Source organism: Bulleidia sp. zg-1013, from assembly GCF_019798045.1.
GTDB lineage: Bacteria > Bacillota_I > Bacilli_A > Erysipelotrichales > Erysipelotrichaceae > Bulleidia.
This window is the reverse complement of the sequence record NZ_JAGXEX010000010.1, coordinates 21,433-38,679: the sequence shown is the minus strand read 5'-3', so window position 1 is coordinate 38,679 and position 17,247 is coordinate 21,433. Positions and strand designations below refer to the sequence as shown.

At 35.1% G+C, this 17,247-nt stretch carries 19 protein-coding genes, 1 pseudogene and 1 other annotated feature; of the genes and pseudogenes, 18 read left to right on the top strand and 2 right to left on the bottom strand.

Features of this window, described 5'->3' with window-relative positions; all coding sequences use genetic code 11:
- Positions 1-410: 410 nt before the first annotated feature.
- From K7I92_RS06685 to K7I92_RS06645, 10 genes and pseudogenes are all read left to right on the top strand, one after another.
- Entirely contained in the window at positions 411-590 is a 180-nt protein-coding gene (locus K7I92_RS06685) for a hypothetical protein (RefSeq protein WP_220282528.1), read from the top strand.
- Position 591: 1 nt separating this feature from the next.
- Entirely contained in the window at positions 592-1,029 is a 438-nt protein-coding gene (locus K7I92_RS06680) for a hypothetical protein (RefSeq protein ID WP_220282527.1), read from the top strand.
- A 153-nt stretch (positions 1,030-1,182) separates the two neighbouring features.
- A pseudogene (locus tag K7I92_RS06675) lies at positions 1,183-1,407 on the top strand (ClbS/DfsB family four-helix bundle protein); the annotation flags it as partial.
- Between the two features lie 95 nt (positions 1,408-1,502).
- Entirely contained in the window at positions 1,503-1,748 is a 246-nt protein-coding gene (locus K7I92_RS07540) for a hypothetical protein (protein ID WP_220282526.1), read from the top strand.
- Between the two features lie 113 nt (positions 1,749-1,861).
- Positions 1,862-2,071, top strand: coding sequence for a hypothetical protein (locus tag K7I92_RS07535; RefSeq protein ID WP_220282525.1), 210 nt, complete (start codon positions 1,862-1,864; stop codon positions 2,069-2,071).
- 246 nt (positions 2,072-2,317) lie between these two features.
- Complete coding sequence (locus tag K7I92_RS06665; protein ID WP_203245745.1) at positions 2,318-3,022, top strand: energy-coupling factor transporter transmembrane protein EcfT; 705 nt, start codon at positions 2,318-2,320, stop codon at positions 3,020-3,022.
- On the top strand, positions 3,019-4,425 hold the full coding sequence (locus K7I92_RS06660) for an ABC transporter ATP-binding protein (protein ID WP_220282524.1): 1,407 nt from the start codon (positions 3,019-3,021) through the stop codon (positions 4,423-4,425). Before K7I92_RS06665 ends, K7I92_RS06660 begins: the two co-directional genes overlap by 4 nt.
- Positions 4,415-5,002, top strand: a complete 588-nt coding sequence (locus tag K7I92_RS06655; protein ID WP_220282523.1) for an MptD family putative ECF transporter S component — start codon at positions 4,415-4,417, stop codon at positions 5,000-5,002. Before K7I92_RS06660 ends, K7I92_RS06655 begins: the two co-directional genes overlap by 11 nt.
- A 1-nt stretch (position 5,003) precedes the next feature.
- Positions 5,004-6,755: an ABC transporter ATP-binding protein gene (locus K7I92_RS06650; protein WP_220282522.1), complete on the top strand. Its 1,752-nt coding sequence runs from the start codon at positions 5,004-5,006 to the stop codon at positions 6,753-6,755.
- Positions 6,745-8,463, top strand: a complete 1,719-nt coding sequence (locus K7I92_RS06645) for an ABC transporter ATP-binding protein (RefSeq protein ID WP_220282521.1) — start codon at positions 6,745-6,747, stop codon at positions 8,461-8,463. The genes K7I92_RS06650 and K7I92_RS06645 overlap by 11 nt, the downstream gene beginning before the upstream one ends.
- Positions 8,464-8,504: 41 nt before the next feature.
- Here K7I92_RS06645 and K7I92_RS06640 read toward each other — a convergent pair whose 3' ends face one another.
- Positions 8,505-9,287 (bottom strand): DeoR/GlpR family DNA-binding transcription regulator, encoded by a 783-nt coding sequence (locus K7I92_RS06640; protein WP_203245740.1) that lies wholly within the window; start codon positions 9,285-9,287, stop codon positions 8,505-8,507.
- 186 nt (positions 9,288-9,473) lie between these two features.
- Between K7I92_RS06640 and ulaG the strand changes: the two genes are divergently transcribed.
- Genes ulaG through K7I92_RS06605 form a run of 7 tightly spaced genes read left to right on the top strand, consistent with a single transcriptional unit; the run spans position 9,474 to position 15,387 of the window.
- On the top strand, positions 9,474-10,538 hold the full coding sequence (gene ulaG / locus K7I92_RS06635; protein ID WP_203245739.1) for an L-ascorbate 6-phosphate lactonase: 1,065 nt from the start codon (positions 9,474-9,476) through the stop codon (positions 10,536-10,538).
- A 5-nt stretch (positions 10,539-10,543) separates the two neighbouring features.
- Positions 10,544-10,999: a PTS sugar transporter subunit IIA gene (locus K7I92_RS06630; RefSeq protein WP_203245738.1), complete on the top strand. Its 456-nt coding sequence runs from the start codon at positions 10,544-10,546 to the stop codon at positions 10,997-10,999.
- 16 nt (positions 11,000-11,015) lie between these two features.
- Positions 11,016-12,488: a PTS ascorbate transporter subunit IIC gene (locus K7I92_RS06625; RefSeq protein ID WP_203245737.1), complete on the top strand. Its 1,473-nt coding sequence runs from the start codon at positions 11,016-11,018 to the stop codon at positions 12,486-12,488.
- A gap of 3 nt (positions 12,489-12,491) precedes the next feature.
- Positions 12,492-12,782, top strand: a complete 291-nt coding sequence (locus K7I92_RS06620) for a PTS sugar transporter subunit IIB (RefSeq protein ID WP_203245736.1) — start codon at positions 12,492-12,494, stop codon at positions 12,780-12,782.
- 37 nt (positions 12,783-12,819) lie between these two features.
- Positions 12,820-13,851 carry a hypothetical protein gene (locus K7I92_RS06615; protein WP_220282520.1) on the top strand — a complete coding sequence of 344 codons (1,032 nt, stop codon included), beginning with the start codon at positions 12,820-12,822 and terminating at the stop codon, positions 13,849-13,851.
- A 2-nt stretch (positions 13,852-13,853) separates the two neighbouring features.
- Positions 13,854-14,549 carry an L-ribulose-5-phosphate 4-epimerase gene (gene araD, locus K7I92_RS06610; RefSeq protein ID WP_220282519.1) on the top strand — a complete coding sequence of 232 codons (696 nt, stop codon included), beginning with the start codon at positions 13,854-13,856 and terminating at the stop codon, positions 14,547-14,549.
- Positions 14,536-15,387, top strand: a complete 852-nt coding sequence (locus K7I92_RS06605; RefSeq protein WP_220282518.1) for an L-ribulose-5-phosphate 3-epimerase — start codon at positions 14,536-14,538, stop codon at positions 15,385-15,387. The genes araD and K7I92_RS06605 overlap by 14 nt, the downstream gene beginning before the upstream one ends.
- A 16-nt stretch (positions 15,388-15,403) precedes the next feature.
- Here K7I92_RS06605 and K7I92_RS06600 read toward each other — a convergent pair whose 3' ends face one another.
- Positions 15,404-16,252 carry a metallophosphoesterase gene (locus K7I92_RS06600; RefSeq protein WP_220282517.1) on the bottom strand — a complete coding sequence of 283 codons (849 nt, stop codon included), beginning with the start codon at positions 16,250-16,252 and terminating at the stop codon, positions 15,404-15,406.
- Between the two features lie 54 nt (positions 16,253-16,306).
- Between K7I92_RS06600 and K7I92_RS06595 the strand changes: the two genes are divergently transcribed.
- Positions 16,307-17,035, top strand: a complete 729-nt coding sequence (locus K7I92_RS06595) for a hypothetical protein (protein ID WP_203245731.1) — start codon at positions 16,307-16,309, stop codon at positions 17,033-17,035.
- 17 nt (positions 17,036-17,052) lie between these two features.
- Positions 17,053-17,238: a binding site (T-box leader), on the top strand.
- Positions 17,239-17,247: the final 9 nt, after the last annotated feature.

The window sequence follows — 17,247 nt, the reverse complement described above, 5'->3', positions numbered from 1 at the left end:
TTACGAATATCATCAGCACTTCCAAGGGCTTCAAAGATATGGGTAGAAACTTTTTTACCGGTTCTTTTAGAATAGGCAAGATAATAAAAGGTCGAGTTTTTAGATTTCGATTTAGTGATAAACATAGGCACACCTCCGCTAATATTATATCAGATATTACATATTATTACAAACGAAAATCCCTGAATTTGACATGAAAACAGCAAAAAAAGCTAGTATTTACTAGCTTTTTAAGAAAATATTAAATTCAAAACTGTCAAATTCCCGGATTAAGCGGAAGATTTGAAGTACGAGATATATATTTTTCAATTCCGAAAAATATGCACTATATTATATCTTATATATCGTGATAAGAATTAAGATAAATATAAAAGAGCTTAAAATGGTATAATATATAAAGGGGTGGAAAAATGTTAATAAAAAAAGCAATAATCAGGGGAATTATCCCATTAATCATAATGACGACACTATCAATAATCATGAAATATCAAGGAATAGATACTTTTCAAGTTAAGGGTACATTTTTAGTTGGGATTATCGCAACTTCGATAGCTGAGGCTTCTGTCATATATGAAATTGGGAAGGGGTAAAATGAGAAAATCAAAAAACTTACAAATGTATATAATTATTTTATCATTAACAGGAATTCTATCATCCATATTATTACCATGGTCAAGATTGTATAGGGGTAGCATCCCACCGGGAAATATTTCGGATACAATATACTACGGATACGAAAAAATAGGATTATTTAGTTTAATTCCACTTGTAATTCTTCTTTGTTTAACTGTATTTTCACTTGTCAAGAAAAATTCTTGTAAATATTTAAAAAAAATAAGTATTTTATTAGATAGTATCACTTTAGGGGTATGTCTATTTGATATACTGAGAATTAAATTAAAATATGGAGGAATGACGGGATTAATCCCTATCATAGAAAAAGGTCCTTTTGTTATAGGTCTTATTTCAATTTTAATTCTCATTGCATTGTTGCGTATTCCTGTTGAAAAATCAAATAATAACAACTAAAAAGCTGTGAGCAATGAGGTGCCCCCTATATCAAGGAATAGATACTTTTCAAGTTAAAGGTATATTTTTAGTTGGGATTATTGTAATTTTGCCGGCTACGGCTTCTGTCATATATGAAATTGAAAACCGGTCTTTACTCAAGCAATCAATTGCTCACTTTGTGAGGAAGAATTATTTAAACCGCACAGGAGAAAATAGGCAGATGAAGCGACTAAAACAGCGGTATGGGAAGTATATAAATTTATCCATGTGAATACGGTTGCACCTTTTGGCACTTTTAGAACGAAAATTAGAAAATGGAAGAAGATAGCATTGAAGCCGCTTGAAGATGAATGGGAAAATAAGGCAAGAGAAATCATGCTAAAGCGATTGAAATGACAGTCATCCTGCCTATTTTTACGAAGGGAAATTTTGAGAGCTTGAATCATGCTGTTTGGCAAAACGGTAGAACCTGTTTGCTGAAGGGAGGAATTATGAACCGGATTGAGAAATATAGGATATTCAGTGCGGGGAAAGCCTTTGGTCACCGTGCAAAAATTGCTTTGGTGTTGCTTGATAGTAGCACAGCCTATGAGGAATTAAAAGAAGAAGCTTCACAAAGTATGGTTGCCGGAAGTTATGATTGTGCTGGCGGTGAACCGGCTGTCATACTTGAAAGAAATGCAATCGAATTGATTGTCGAGATATCCGTAATACGTGGTATTTGCCTGATAATGTAAAGTTTTGGGACAGGCGTTTTGGCAATCTATTTGAGACTAAGTTTTTTTGTTATGATGATGAGGTGGAAACGTGGAGTAAGATACTTTACAAATTCCTTGTAAAACTGCAGTGGATGCCGAAAAGAGAGGATTATATTTCAACCAGAAGCTACAATAATGGTTGGGGATATTTTGCAGAACTTTTAGCAGTTGTGAAACAAAATAATCATCCCGAATTTGATAAGTATTATGAAATTGCAGTTCAAAATGGAATGAATCCGGTGGTATTGGAACGAAAGGTACAAGAACTGTCTGAAATAAAACAGTCCTTTGTCGAACTTTAAATCAATTTGGAATCACATTTGTCGAATGAAACATCGCATCTTTTGAAGGTTGAATCGATAGAAGTAATGTAAAAAAGCGATAAACAATGATGTGACCCCAAAAGTTAGACCAAAATCTAACGATTAGGAGGTCGGTACATATGACTGTCTTTTTCGAAAGATAATTGGATAAAATGGTTAGTTGAAGCTAACTAAGCGCAATGGTATAATTTCTAAGTTAGTTATAACTAACTTAGAAAGGCAAGAATGGAAGTATTTCAACATACTGTCGTAACATCTAGTCACAAGCGTTTTCATCCCTTGAGCATTCTAGCTTTGAATGTTTTTATACCGGTTATAAATTCTGTATTTCCTAGTCAGAAAGGTGTCATTTTTACATTTACCATTGCTTTTTTGGTGCTTCTTTTCTCTGGAAAGATGAGGCGCTTTTGTAAAGGGATTTTCTGGATTTTGATTTTTTTTACTCTGTACTATATCGTAGGAAATTATTTTTATAGTCCAATTGCTATTTCTTTCTTTCGAATGTTGGTTTTATTTTTACCAACTATTTTATTAGCCTCTGTGATTATCTATGATTATAATTCTTCCGAGTTATTATCCGCTTTACAGCAACTAAAGTTACCTAAGATTTTAATCATTGCGATTACCGTTACCTTGCGTTATATTCCAACCTTTGCGGCTGAGTTTCGCTTGATTAAAGATTCCATGCGTTTAAGAGGAGTGGATGTTAGCTTTTATCATCCTATCCGTAGTTTTGAATATTTATTAGTACCACAACTCTTCCGTTGTTTAACACTAAGTAGCCAATTAACTATTGCTGGTCTTAGTAAAGGAATAGCGGCTAAAGAAAAGCGAACCAGTTATTTTGAACAATCTTTTCAACTTCGTGATGTTTCTTTGCTTGCTTTGGTGTTGATTGGCTATGGGGCTATTGTAGGAGGTCTTGTATGAATCACTTATTGGAAGCGAATGAGCTATCCTTTGCTTATCAATCTAATAAAACCTTAGATAGAATCACCTTTAAAGTTCCAAAAGGTCAACTCATCTACTTAACAGGTAAAAGTGGTTCGGGTAAGTCTACCTTGCTAAACATCATCAATGGAATTATTCCGGAAGTGATTGAAGGGGAACTGGAAGGGGAATTGTTTCGCAAAGGAAATAAAGAGGGAAGAATAGAAGATATTGGAAAATGGATTTCTAATATTTTTCAAAATCCTCGAAGTCAATTTTTTACAACCAATAGTACAGCGGAATTAGTCTTTCAAATGGAAAATTATGGTTTTTCAAAAGAAGAAATGAAACGAAGATTAAATAACTTATGCGATGAGTTTCATATCCATTCTTTATTAAATCGGGACATCTTTTCTATCTCATCAGGTGAAAGACAATTACTAGCTTTATTAACAGCTTTGATTATGAAACCTGAGGTTTTAATATTTGATGAACCATCCGCTAATTTGGATTATGGCAATGCGATGCGACTTAAGAAACAAATGCAACAATTGAAAGCAAGTGGAAAAACAATACTGGTCGCTGATCATCGTTATTTCTATTTAAAAGGAGTGGTTGATCAGATTTGGGTCTTAGAAGATAAAAAAATGCGTTGTTTTGATAGTGAAGAAGCTTTCTTAAATTCCAACTATGGAAAACGAAGTGCGAATTTATTTATAGCAGAGTACCCCAAGCGAAAGATTGTTCCAAATCAAGAACTTGCATTGGAATTAAGGAATATTGGCTATAAAACAATTTTAAAAAATATCAGTACAAAGCTTTATAAAAAAGAAATCTGTTTCTTGGTTGGCGTGAATGGGGCTGGTAAGACCACATTAGCGCGTATGATAGCTGGTTTAGTTAAGGCGGATACAGGAAAATTAGAACTAAAAGATAAAGTTTTATATATGATGCAAGATGCTGACTATCAGCTTTTTGCGCCTAGTGTTTATGAAGAACTAAGGATTAGTCAAAAGAAGGATAATCTTAACCAAAAAGCTTTAGAAGCTATGCACTTATTAGAACAAAAAGACCAACATCCACAAACTTTATCCGGTGGTCAGAAACAACGACTTCAAATGGCAATTAGTATGGTATCTAATCAAGGTATCTTCTTATTTGATGAGCCAAGCAGTGGTTTGGATAAAGATTCTTTGGAATTAGTTGCTCATACTTTTCAACAATTAAAAGAGGATAAATCTTTATTTGTGATTAGTCATGATTATGAATTGATACGCTTATGTGCTGAGCGCATCTTATATCTAAAAGAGGGGAAACTTCAAGAAGATTTCTATTTAACGGAAGATAAAATTCCCCAATTAAACAAAATATTTATAGAAATGGAGAAACATTATGAAAAATAATTTGAAAACAAATGACTTTTTATTGATTGCTTTATTAACAGCGGTATACATAATTATCTACTTTGTGGTAATGGCACTTATCACACCTTTAGGAGCAATGGGACATGCGATTAGTCCTGGTATTTGTGCTTTGTTCTCAGGCACTGTTTTATACTTTATGGCACGCAAAGTTGGAAAGTTAGGGCAATTCACGATTCTTACTATTTTAGTTATGGCGTGTTTTTCACTAATGGGCGGTGGTTATTTACCATGGATTATCTCTTCGGTTTTGACTGCTATTCTAGCTGATTTATTGGCCTCTCTTTCAAAGAAGACTTCCGTTTTTCGGCTAGCAATTTCATCTGGTATTATGCACGTTGGTCAAGCATGGGGTGCTATTATTCCGTCTTTATTCTTTGTGGATAAGTATAAGGAAGAATGGATTCGTCGCGGACAAACAGCTTTGGAAATGGAAGCTTATATCAAATACACATCGGGTATGTGGGCCTGGTATTCCAGTATTATTGTTTTTATGCTGGCGTTTGTGGGCATATACCTTGGTTACTTTATTTTAAAGAAACATTTAAAAGGAAATTAATATGCGACTATTAAAAACTTTATTAGAGTATGGTCGTGATAAAAAAGGCTATTACATTGCAGCCATGGTTCTTTCGGGTATTTCGACTATTTTAACTTTTGTGCCATTTTATTACTTCTGGTCTTTATTGAAAGAAATAACAAGTAATGCGAATTTAGATGTTATTCAATCCTTAGCAATTAAGATTTTTGTGACAACATTGTTGTTTGTGTTTACTTATTTTTCCTCTTTAATTTGCAGTCATGTGTTTGCATTCCGTTTAGAAAGCAATCTAAAAAAAGAAGGTTTAAATCAACTTTTAAAGGCATCCTTTAGTTTCTTTGACGTGCATTCTTCAGGACGTACAAGAAAAATCATTGATGATAATACAGCGAACACCCATACCGTTGTGGCACATATTTTACCAGATTTAGTCAATGCAATTTTATTTCCAATTTGTGTCTTAATTTTATCTTTCCGGGCGAATTTCCAAATCGGCTTATTGGTTGTGGCGGCCATTGTTTTTGCTTTGTATTGCTTCAAGTTTATGTTTACAGGTGATGATGCAATGAAAGAATATATGCAATCATTGGAAGCAATCAACTCAGAAACAGTGGAATATGTGCGTGGTATTCAGGTTATTAAAGTATTTGGTTTGGGCATTCAGTCTTTTACTCGTTTGTATAAAGCTATCTTGGATTATTCAGAAAAGATCAATAAACAATGTGAAAATTACAAAGTACCATGGGTTTTATACCAGTCTTGTATGATGAGTTTAGGAGGCTTTGTAATTTTGATTGTATATCCAATGATACAAGCCAATCATTCAATGTCGGATGTGGTTAGTTTAGTGGTGTTCTTCATGTCTTTTTCGGGCTTATTGCATACATCATTTTTGAAAGTCATGATGTTTTCTAAGAACTTTAGTATGGCAAAAGATACGATTGATAAAATGGATAATCTATTTAAAGACATGAAAGAAAACTCTCTATCTAGTGGAACGATAAAAGAAATGAAAGATGTTTCCATTGATTTTAAACAAGTTTCCTTCGGCTATACAAACGATTTGCCAATTCTCAATTATTTTGATTTACATTTAGAAGGAAAGAAGAAGTATGCCTTAGTTGGTCCATCGGGTTCAGGAAAATCAACTATAGCGAAATTGATGTCTGGTTTTTATCCGATTCAAGAAGGTAGAATTGAAATTGGTGGTGTGGATTTAAAGGAATATGATTCTACGATTTTAGAAAAGAATATTGCCTTTGTGTTTCAAAATGCCAAGTTGTTTAAAATGAGTATTTATGACAATGTGAAATTGGGTAATCCAAAAGCTAGTCATGAGCAAGTGATGGATGCTTTGGAAAAAGCAATGTGTTTACCAATTATTGAAAAATTCTCAACAAAGGAAAATACCTTAATCGGCGCTAAAGGGGTTCATTTATCAGGTGGTGAGAAACAAAGAATTGCAATTGCAAGAGCAATCTTAAAGGATGCTCCGATTGTGATTTTAGATGAAGCTAGTGCCGCAAGTGATCCGGAGAATGAATATGAAATTCAACAGGCTTTTTCACAATTAATGAAAGAAAAAACTGTTATTATGATTGCTCATCGTTTGAGCAGTATCCGTAATGTGGATGAAATTTTCTTTATTGAAGATGGACAAGTCATGGAACGTGGCAGTCATGTGGAATTGATGGGTAAAAAAGGTCGTTATTTCTATTTCCAAAAGTTATACCAACAAGCAAATAATTGGAGGATTTCTCATGTTGAATAAATTTTTAAGTCGTTTTGGACTAAGTGAAAAGGGAATTCATGACACTAAAAAAGCGGCTGCTTTAACAAGTGTGAAATTTGTGTTATTTACAACTGTACCAATGTTAGTGTTTGTGTTCTTACAGAATTATATGCAGAACCAATTGCACTCATTATGGTTTTATCTAGCTATTTTGGTTTCTATTATTTTCGTGAAGTATTTTTTATTAAAGTGGGAATATAAGCTGACTTACGATACAACTTATGAAGAAAGCATCGCAATGCGTGTTCAAATAGCCGATCGTTTCCGAAAATTACCTTTGTCCTATTTCTCTAAGCATAATTTATCAGACTTATCACAAACGGTGATGATGGATGTTGGAAACTTAGAAATGTTTATGAGCCATGCTTTACCACAGGGTATCGGTTTTGTCCTGTTTTACACAATTATGACAGTCTTTTTATTGATAGGGAATGTGTATTTAGGTATTGCAGTTTGTTTACCAATCTGGATTGCTTTAGTTTTAATTCTCTTAACAAAAGATATTCAAACGCGAAATGTGAAGAAGTATTATCAACAATTATTAAAGAATTCTAATAGTTTCCAAGATGCCTTTGAAATGCAACAGGAAATTAAGAGTTATTCCATGCAAGAACAGGTGAAACAAGACGTTGCAAGGGCGATTGATGATACAGAAATTCTTCATCGTAAAGCAGATTTTACAATGGCATCCATCTCTGCGTTGATTGGTGTCTTACCTTATTTAGCACCATTCTTCACTGCTATTGTGGGCGCTTATTTATTTCAAAAAGGACAGTTATCCATTTTGTATTTCTTAGGTTATTTGATGGCAGCCGGCAGTTTGTCATCCCAATTCAATAGTATGAAGGAATATTTATTAATGGGTTTATTCTTCTTGGATTCGTTTAAGCGTATTACGGATTTGAATAATGAAAAAATTCAAGAGGGAACAGACATAAGCCTTCATTCCTTTGATATTGAATTTCAAAAGGTTGGTTTTGCTTATGCTGAAAACAAGGTTATTGAAGATTTGAGCTTTTGTGCAAAACAAGGACAAGTAACGGCTTTGGTTGGTCCTTCCGGTTGTGGTAAGACAACGGTACTTCGTTTGTTATCGAGATTGTATGATTATCAAGAAGGTAAGATTTTAATTGGTGGTCACGATATTCAATCAATTTCAACACAAACTTTGTTCCGGAATATCTCCATTGTTTTCCAAGAAGTTGAATTATTTAATACATCCATTTTAGAAAATATTCGTATTGGTCGTAAGGAAGCCGGCGATGAAGAAGTATTAGCAGCTGCTAAAGCCGCCAATGTGGATAAGATTGTTTCCCGACTTCCAGATGGATACCAAACTAAGATTGGTGAAAATGGTTCACGTTTATCGGGTGGAGAAAGACAACGTATTTCAATTGCTAGGGCATTCTTAAAGGATGCACCAATTATCTTATTAGATGAAATATCTGCTTCTTTGGATGTCGAAAACGAAATGGAAATCCAACAAGCTATCAATCAATTGATTCAAAATAAGACGGTTTTAATTGTTACTCATCGTTTGAAATCCATTGAAAAGGTAAATCAAATCCTAGTTCTTAAAGATGGTCAACTGGATCATAGTGGCCAACATGAAGATTTAATGAAAAATTGTGATTTGTATCAAGTGATGGTTAAGAGATCTAGTCTAAGTGATGAGTATCTATACTAAATGAAAAAGAATTAAGAAGAAAATAATCTTCTTAATTCTTTTTAATATTTTAATAGTGGTGTTAACTTAATGACTTCAACATTTGCCTCTTTGATTTTTTCGATTTCTTCATCATCGGCATTAATATCGCTTATCAAATAATTGATATCACTGATATTCCCGGATAGAAAGGAATGTTTATTGCCTACCTTTGTATAATCACATAGGATAAATCGCTCACCAGTTGTTCTTTCAATCATGGTTTCATTGATACTAGCTTCTGCCATAATAGCGGTTGTGATTCCATCTTTGTGACTGATACCACTGCATCCTAGAAAACATTTGTTCGCCCTTACTCGTTTTAGATTGTTCATTGCAAAATCACCGACCATGGATTCTTTTGGAAAACGAAGTTCGCCACCGGTTAAGACAATGGAAAGCAGGGGATCATGCTTTAATTGTACGGCTTTGGCATTATTGGTGATGACAATAACACGTTTGTTAATGATGTATTGAATGGTTAAAAGAGCGGTTGAACTGGTGTTAATAAAAATGGTATCTCCATCATTAACGTATTGAGCGGCGTATTTAGCAATAGCGTGTTTATATTTATCGTTGGTTAGATATTCAGTATTTAGATTTACCATAGTTTGTACAAACTTGACGCCACCATGATGGCGCAAAACCGCTCCTTTATCTTCCCAATACTGCAAGTCTCTACGAATGGTTAGTTCGGAAACACTAAATTCTTTCGCTAAGGTTGATACACTAATTTCACCTAATTTTTGAATGAGCGCCATGATATGATTTCGTCTTTCTTGGACAATAGAATAATTAACTTTCATTAGAAAATCCTCTCTTTATGTTTATTATATGAACGAAAATAAGTTAGTGTCAACAAACTCATCGTAATATCTTTTTAAAAAATGGCATTATATGATAAACATTCATATAATTGGTTAAATGAACATATAATACGATTGTTGTTGTAATGGCTATTGATTATCATTTAGGTAGGAGGTATGAGTACTATGACGAACGTCAAAGACATTACAAGAGAATCTTGGATTCTGGGCGCATTTCCAGAATGGGGAACTTGGTTGAATGAAGAAATTGATAATGAAGTAGTTCAACCGGGAACCTTTGCAATGTGGTGGCTAGGATGTGTGGGCGTGTGGTTTAAAACAGAAAACGACACAAACATTGCCGTTGACCTTTGGTTTGGCAATGGAAAACGAACCCAAAAGGTTGCTTCTATGGCACCTTATCACCAAATGAGAAATATGATGGGAGTTGAAAAATTACAACCTAATTTAAGAGCGGCACCGATTGTTTATGATCCATTTGCAGTAACGAAATGTGATGCGGTGTTAGCTACGCACTATCATAATGACCACATTGATCCATTCTTTGCGGCAGCGGTCTTAAAAAACTGTAAAGAGGATGTTCCATTCATCGGTCCAAAGGAATGCGTTAAAAAGTGGATTGGCTGGGGTGTTCCGGAAGAACGATGCCAAGTGGTAAAACCTGGTGATGTTATCAAAATCAAAGATACGACCATTCATGTTTTAGATTCCTATGACAGAACTTGCCTTGTGACAACGGAGGTAGGTGAGGATATTGAGGGAATTTGTCCAACAAATATGGATGAAAAAGCTGTGAATTATCTATTTGAAATGCCGGCAGGCAATGTTTATCATACCGGTGATTCGCATTACAGTATTTGTTATGCGGAAATTGGTAAAAAATACGATATTGATATAGCCTTTGGAGCTTATGGTGAAAATCCAGTTGGTTGTCAAGATAAGATGACTTCAGTCGATATGTGTCGCATGGCAGAGGCAACGAATGCTAAGGTCGTTATTCCACTTCATCATGATGTATGGACCAATATGAAAGCTGATCCGGAAGAAATTATGTTGGTTTATAATTTTAAGAAAGATATGCTTAAATACAAATTTCATCCATTTATTTGGGATGTGGGAGGAAAGTATATTTGGCCGCAAGATAAGGACTTATTGAAATACCATTATCGTCGTGGCTTTGAAGACTGTTTCTCGAAGAAGAGAAATGTGCCATTCAAGAGTATACTGTAAAGCTTATGTTACTAGAACAAATTTATAACAATCATTTAACCTCTTATCATGAAAAATTTGATGACTGGAAAGAGGCGTTAGATGCTTGTGGAAAAACATTAATTGAACAGGGCTATATCGATCATCGTTATGTAGAAGCCATTATTAAGTGCGTAGAAGAATTTGGCCCTTATATTGTTTTGATAAAAGATGTGGCTATGCCTCATTCAACTGTGCAAGCCGAAGGAGTTTATAAAACAGCAATTGGATTTATGAAAGTTCATGAACCCGTTGTGTTTGATGAAAATGATGATGAAAAACAAGCAAGACTATTTTTCACTTTGGCGGCAACGAATAATGAGGAACATTTAAATAATATGATGCAGTTATCAGAATTGCTTCAAAATGAACAGTTAGTAGCTGATTTATTAACAGTTAATGATGACTGTGATTTATTAAAAATAATAGAAAAATATAAATAATTGAAAGAGGACGAAGATGAATTTTCTGTATAATATTTGGGTTTGGTTTGCAACCAATATCCTAACCCAGCCTGCCTACTTCATAGGTCTTATGGTATTTATTGGTTATGTTTTGTTGAAAAAGCCATTGTATGAATCGTTTGCGGGATTTATTAAAGCAACGGTTGGCTTCTTAATCCTAAGTGTTGGTTCAGGGGGATTAGTTAGTAATTTTAGACCAATTCTAGTTGGTTTAAAGGATCGTTTTAATCTTCATGCGATGGTTATTGATCCCTATTTTGGTCAAAATGCGGTTCAGTCAGCGATGAAACAAGCGGGTAAGAGCTTTTCACAAGTTATGTTCTTATTGTTGATAGCGTTTATTTTTAACCTCATTCTTGTTAAGTTTAATCGCTTTACCAAGCTTCGTGCGGTTTTTACGACGGGTCATGTGCAAATGCAACAAGCAGCGACGGCTTTCTGGTTAATTCTATTCTGCTTCCCAAGTCTGGGTGATACACCAATGTTAATAGTGATGTCATTAATCCTTGGTTTGTATTGGGCGGTTGGTTCTAATTTAACGGTTGAAATTTCGCAGGACTTAACTGAGGGAGGTGGCTTCTGTGTGGCTCACCAACAAATGTTTGGAATTGCCTTCTTCTCTTATTTATCTGCCAAGTTCTTTGGCAAGAAAGAAAACTCCAAGCGTATTGAAGATATTCGTTTGCCGGGATTTATGTCCATCTTTAATGAAAATATGGTTTCAACATCCATTTTAATGATGATTTTCTTTGGAACTATTATGGCCATTTTAGGTAAACAATATTTTGTGGACGCAAAGGTTATTACCGCCAGCAAAGATTTCTTCATGTACATAGTGGATACTTCCTTGAAATTTGCGGTTTATCTTGCGATTTTACAACTGGGTGTTCGTACTTTCGTTACTGAACTGACAAATTCTTTCCAAGGTATCTCCAACACATTCTTGCCAGGGGCTGTGCCGGGCATTGATTGTGCAGCAACTTATGGATTTGGTAGTGCCAATGCGGTTACGATTGGTTTCTTATTTGGGGCTTTAGGACAATTCCTAGCCATTATTGTATTGATTTTATTGAAGTCACCAACCATTGTGATTGCAGGATTCGTACCGGTATTCTTTGATAATGCGACGATTGCTGTGTATGCCAATAATAAAGGTGGTGTGAAAGCGGCTATGTTGTTCCCATTTATTTCTGGTTTATGTCAAGTGTTTGGCAGTGCCTTTATCGCTAGTTGGGTTGGTTTGGCGGCTCATGGTGGTTATCTTGGTATGTGGGACTGGGCGGTTGTATGGCCTATGTTTACAACAGTTATGAAGTTTGCAGGTTTTATTGGAATTGCTGTAATTCTAATCGTTTTAATCGCTATTCCACAATTACAATATCGTCATCATCCAGACACTTATTTCTTATGTGTGGAAGATTATGATGCTTATAAAGAAAAAATAAAAATGAAAAAGAGTAAGGAGTAAGTTATGTTAAGAATTTTAGTAGCGTGTGCGAATGGTGCTGGAACTTCATTGATGATGAAGATGCGTGTTGAAAAAGCTTGTAAGGATTTGGGTGTTGAAATTTCCAACATTCATCATTGTTCTCTTTCGGAAGGAAAAAGTGCCGCTAGTCAGTACGATGTCGTTTTCTGTCCCTTAACATTTGTGGATATGTTTGCGGATGCTAAGAAAAAAGGTGTCAAGATATGTGGAATGAAGAATGTTCTTTCTGATAAAGAGGCGCAAGCATTATTAAAAGAAACGGGATTGGTATAAGGCTACTTTTATGTAGCCTTTTTAGAAGGAGACATTTATGAAAATTGAAAAAATACATTTAGATGACATCACCAGATGCTATTGCGCTAGTCATATGAAAATTGATGACAAGTTCTATGCTTTTTTAGGAAGTGAAAATCCAAAGAGTCCTTGTTATTCCTATACAGGAGATAACTTTGAAGTTCGGGAAACAGTTTGGGATAATCGGGGTGGTTGTATGTCCATTATTCCTTTTCCAACAAGAAAAGGGGAATTTCTGGCTGTCAATGAATTTTATTTGAAAGTTACTCCTTCCAAAGCGAAGATTGTTTGGGGTAAAAAGCTAGAAGATGGTTGGGCAATTAGAGATTTATTCGCATTACCTTATGTGCATCGTTTTGATATTTATCATGTGCACGGAATGGATTATTTAATCCTAGCGACCATTGCTAAAAATAAACAAAACAAAGAAGACTGGAGTTTACCAGGTCAAATTTATGTTGCCCAATTACCTGAAAATCTTGAAGATGAAATTCACTTGGAATTATTAGTGGATGGCTTATTTAGAAACCATGGTTATTGTCGGGGAACTTATGAAGGATTACCATGTGGTTATTTTGGTAGTGATCAAGGCTTAATCCGTGTATCTCCATCTTCAAATGAAGTGGGAAAATGGAATATTGAAAAGATACTAGACGGTCAAATTGGTGAGGTGGCTTTATCCGATATCAATCATGATGGTGTGGAAGAATTGATGACCATTGAACCATTCCATGGCAATCGTATTAAAGTCTATAAATTAGTGAATGGTAAGTATGTGGAAGATTATGTGTATCCAAATACCATTGATTTTGCTCACACATTGGTTGGTAAATCAATCCGCGGTGTGAATAGTTTTATCGCCGGTGTTCGAAGGGTGGATGCAGAGTTATTCATTTTGCAATACATGAATGGGGAATATGTGCTTACTTATGTGGATAAAGGAAAAGGTCCAGCCAATATTGATGTGGTGAATTTCCAAGACTATGATTTGATTATTTCTGCCAATCATACAGCCAATGAGGCGGCTATTTATAAGGTGAGTGATTAATTATGTTAGAAGAATTGAAGAAAAAAGTACTTCGTGCCAATCTTGATTTGCCTAAATATGATTTAGTGACGTTTACTTGGGGCAATGTTTCAGAAATAGATCGTAAAAAAGGATTGATTGTGATTAAACCAAGTGGGGTTGAATATGAAAATATGAAAGCCGATGATATGGTGGTTGTGGATATGAATGGTAAGATTGTCGAGGGTAATTTAAAACCATCTAGTGATTTAGCAACCCACTTAGAAATCTATCGTCATTTTAAAGAGATTGGCGGTGTTGTTCATACGCATTCTCGAAATGCGGCTTCCTTTGCTCAAGCAGGTAAGGATGTGATAGCTTTAGGAACAACCCATGGAGATTATTTTTATGGCAATATTCCTTGTACAAGAAAGATGTATGTGGATGAGATTAAAAAAGACTATGAACTTAATACGGGGAAAGTCATTGTGGAAACCTTTAACGAAAGAAAGCTTAATCCTATTCAAATGCCTGCCGTTTTGGTGAATAGTCATGGACCGTTTATCTGGGGTAAAGATGCGAAAGAGGCTGTGCATAATGCGGTTGTCTTAGAGGAACTTTGTACCATGGCAATAAAAACACTTGTGATTAACCCTCATGTTGCTACGATGCAACAGGAATTATTGGATAAACATTTCTTAAGAAAACATGGACCGGGAGCTTATTATGGGCAAAAATAAAAAGTATTTATTAGGGATGTATGAAAAATCCATGCCTAATCGTTTGTCCATCAAGGAAAAGCTTTTGTTTGTTAAAGAAGCGGGTTTTGATCATTTGGAAATTAGTATGGATGAAAGTGATGAAAAATTAGCTAGATTGGATTTTAGTGATGAGAAAATTCATGAGATAAACCAAGCTATTCTTGAGACAAATATTCCTATAAGAACGATGTGTTTAAGTGGACATCGGAAATACCCTTTGGGCTCTTTAAATGAAGAAACGAGGCAAAGAAGTCTTGATATTATGCAAAAAGCGATCTCTTTTGCTACTAAAGCAGGCATTCGCATGATTCAACTAGCTGGTTATGATGTCTATTATGAACAAGGTAATGAACACACTAGAAATCAATTCGTTAAGAATTTAAGCCTAGCTTGTGATATGGCCGCAAAAGAAGGGATTCTCATGGGATTTGAAACCATGGAAACACCATTTATGGATACGGTGGAAAAAGCGATGGAATATGTGAACAGAATAAATAGCCCTTACTTACAAGTATTTCCTGATATTGGTAATTTAACCAATGCAGCGAAAATCTATGGACACGAGGTTGGGGATGATTTAAAAAAGGGGATAGGTCATCTTATTGCCGCTCATTTAAAGGAAACCCTACCCGGTCACTATCGCGAAGTTCCTTTTGGAACAGGCCATACAGAATACGTAAAGGATTTGCAGGTATTAAAAGAATTGGGTGTGCATCTTTTCACAGCTGAGTTTTGGTACACCGGTCAAGATAATTGGCAAGAGATTTGTAAAAATGCGTCCTTGTTTCTACGGAAACAGTTAGATGAGGTATTTTAAAAGGATTAACCATGCGTTAATCCTTTTTCAAGGTATATAAGACCATTTCAGCCGGACTTAGAAAGCGAATATCTTTTTTGATGGTACCAACTCCATTGGTCACATCGACATCAAACTTACCTTTGATAGAAGACTTACCACGGAAGATTTCTTTCGCCATTATTGGTCTGCTTAATGAGCCAAATAAATAATAAATCTGTCCACCTAAACTATGTCCGGCTAAATAATAATCCGTTAAATCAGGGGGAACTTGTTTCGCAGAATCCGGGGTGTGAGAGAAGGCTAAGACATAATGCGTCGGCATTAAATTCTCATACGCTTTCTTGGCGTCGATAGAACTAGTGATACCATTCGCTAAGCCAACTAACGCAATGCTATCCATTTCACCCTTATGCAATAAAACGGATTGATTTTTAAGAATTTCAAAATTACTTTGAGTTAAAACACTTTGAACCGCTTGTAAGTGCTGTTTATCCATCTCATCTTGATCACCTAAGACCGCAAACTTACCATATTTCGCTTGAATGGAAGAAAGTTCGCTTTGAATTTGTTTATTTGACTCAATATCAATTTTCGCAATTGTACTATACACATCACCACCAAATAAAACAACATCCGCTTGTAAAGAATTGATTTGTTTGACCAAGGAGTGTAGACGCTTTTGGTTCATAAATTCACCATATTGAAGATCACTAAAGTACAAAATACGAAGATTATGTAAGGATTTAGGAATTTGTTTGGAAGATAAAATTTCTTTTCGTATCTTAAAACGGCTTGGACTAATCCAGAAAGAATGAACCACCGTAAGTAAAATAACGAACAAAACTCCCAAAATACTGAAAAGCCATTTACGATATTTATTCATGTGTTCATACTAACACAATTGTGATAAAACCTGTAGTAGTGCTACACTTAAACTATGAACATACAAAGGAAAACATTACTGATACCAGATAACTTAATTCATTCTGAGAAAGATCGTCATTTTTTAGAAAAGTTGTACAAAGAAAAGATTGATTTTCTCCTTCTTAGTCAACAAAAATCCTATTCAGATTGGCAAAAAAAATTAGTTTTTTTAAAGGAAAAGCAATTCTATTCCACAAGCCGGGCAGCTTTGCAATATATCTGCACAAAGAAGAAAAATCCGAAAGTAGCTTATCTAGGTTCTAATCGAATTAAACAAGAAATTGTCAATTATGGTGTTGAGCTTGATTTTTCAAGACCGGACTATGTTTTAATTGGTCGAAAGTCTGTCATTGATGAGCAAGAAATTGCCATGGTTATTTCACAAGTGGAATTTGGCGCAAAGTTGATTTGTTTGGATTCTCGTAAAACACAAAGTGTCGATGGACAAGTGAGCTTTGGGGCGAGTAGTTTAGCATGGATGATTGCCTATGCTTGTAATCAGAAGCTATATGCCTTTGGTTTGCATTCCAAAGCTTTCCAAAGGTGTGCTTTATCTTTTTTAAAAAAGTCTCATGAAGACGTGCTCCGTCTGTGTCGGTCGATGAAAGAAGAGGTTCCCGTTTGTTCGCAGATGGATATCACTAGTATTTTAGTCAGTGAAGGACAAGAAATTGATCTAACGCATAATGATGGAAATTGTCCGGATTATCTAATTGATACCCTTGATGGAATCTTTAAATAAAGTGTATAATACAGACATCTATCGTGTTGAAGAAGAGTAGTAAATGAGGATGGAAGCCTAGAGAACTAAGGGTTGGTGGAACTTAGTGTTTCAAAATCATTGAACTTACTTTGGAGCGAACCGTAACTCTTGCGCTAAAAGAGAAATAAGGGCATAGAGCAATCTATGAACTAAGGTGGTAACGCGTGAAATACGTCCTTAGAGATAAGGGC

What these genes read in the sequence shown, in the direction of transcription:
- araD (WP_220282519.1), top strand. Translation starts at nt 13,854, where the DNA reads ATGTTAGAAGAATTGAAGAAAAAAGTACTTCGTGCCAATCTTGATTTG.
- K7I92_RS06615 (WP_220282520.1), top strand. Translation starts at nt 12,820, where the DNA reads ATGAAAATTGAAAAAATACATTTAGATGACATCACCAGATGCTATTGC.
- K7I92_RS06630 (WP_203245738.1), top strand. Translation starts at nt 10,544, where the DNA reads ATGTTACTAGAACAAATTTATAACAATCATTTAACCTCTTATCATGAA.
- K7I92_RS06680 (WP_220282527.1), top strand. Translation starts at nt 592, where the DNA reads ATGAGAAAATCAAAAAACTTACAAATGTATATAATTATTTTATCATTA.
- K7I92_RS06605 (WP_220282518.1), top strand. Translation starts at nt 14,536, where the DNA reads ATGGGCAAAAATAAAAAGTATTTATTAGGGATGTATGAAAAATCCATG.
- K7I92_RS06645 (WP_220282521.1), top strand. Translation starts at nt 6,745, where the DNA reads ATGTTGAATAAATTTTTAAGTCGTTTTGGACTAAGTGAAAAGGGAATT.
- K7I92_RS06685 (WP_220282528.1), top strand. Translation starts at nt 411, where the DNA reads ATGTTAATAAAAAAAGCAATAATCAGGGGAATTATCCCATTAATCATA.
- K7I92_RS06625 (WP_203245737.1), top strand. Translation starts at nt 11,016, where the DNA reads ATGAATTTTCTGTATAATATTTGGGTTTGGTTTGCAACCAATATCCTA.
- K7I92_RS06665 (WP_203245745.1), top strand. Translation starts at nt 2,318, where the DNA reads ATGGAAGTATTTCAACATACTGTCGTAACATCTAGTCACAAGCGTTTT.
- K7I92_RS06620 (WP_203245736.1), top strand. Translation starts at nt 12,492, where the DNA reads ATGTTAAGAATTTTAGTAGCGTGTGCGAATGGTGCTGGAACTTCATTG.
- K7I92_RS06660 (WP_220282524.1), top strand. Translation starts at nt 3,019, where the DNA reads ATGAATCACTTATTGGAAGCGAATGAGCTATCCTTTGCTTATCAATCT.
- K7I92_RS07535 (WP_220282525.1), top strand. Translation starts at nt 1,862, where the DNA reads ATGCCGAAAAGAGAGGATTATATTTCAACCAGAAGCTACAATAATGGT.
- ulaG (WP_203245739.1), top strand. Translation starts at nt 9,474, where the DNA reads ATGACGAACGTCAAAGACATTACAAGAGAATCTTGGATTCTGGGCGCA.
- K7I92_RS07540 (WP_220282526.1), top strand. Translation starts at nt 1,503, where the DNA reads ATGAACCGGATTGAGAAATATAGGATATTCAGTGCGGGGAAAGCCTTT.
- K7I92_RS06655 (WP_220282523.1), top strand. Translation starts at nt 4,415, where the DNA reads ATGAAAAATAATTTGAAAACAAATGACTTTTTATTGATTGCTTTATTA.
- K7I92_RS06600 (WP_220282517.1), bottom strand. Translation starts at nt 16,252, where the DNA reads ATGAATAAATATCGTAAATGGCTTTTCAGTATTTTGGGAGTTTTGTTC.
- K7I92_RS06650 (WP_220282522.1), top strand. Translation starts at nt 5,004, where the DNA reads ATGCGACTATTAAAAACTTTATTAGAGTATGGTCGTGATAAAAAAGGC.
- K7I92_RS06595 (WP_203245731.1), top strand. Translation starts at nt 16,307, where the DNA reads ATGAACATACAAAGGAAAACATTACTGATACCAGATAACTTAATTCAT.
- K7I92_RS06640 (WP_203245740.1), bottom strand. Translation starts at nt 9,287, where the DNA reads ATGAAAGTTAATTATTCTATTGTCCAAGAAAGACGAAATCATATCATG.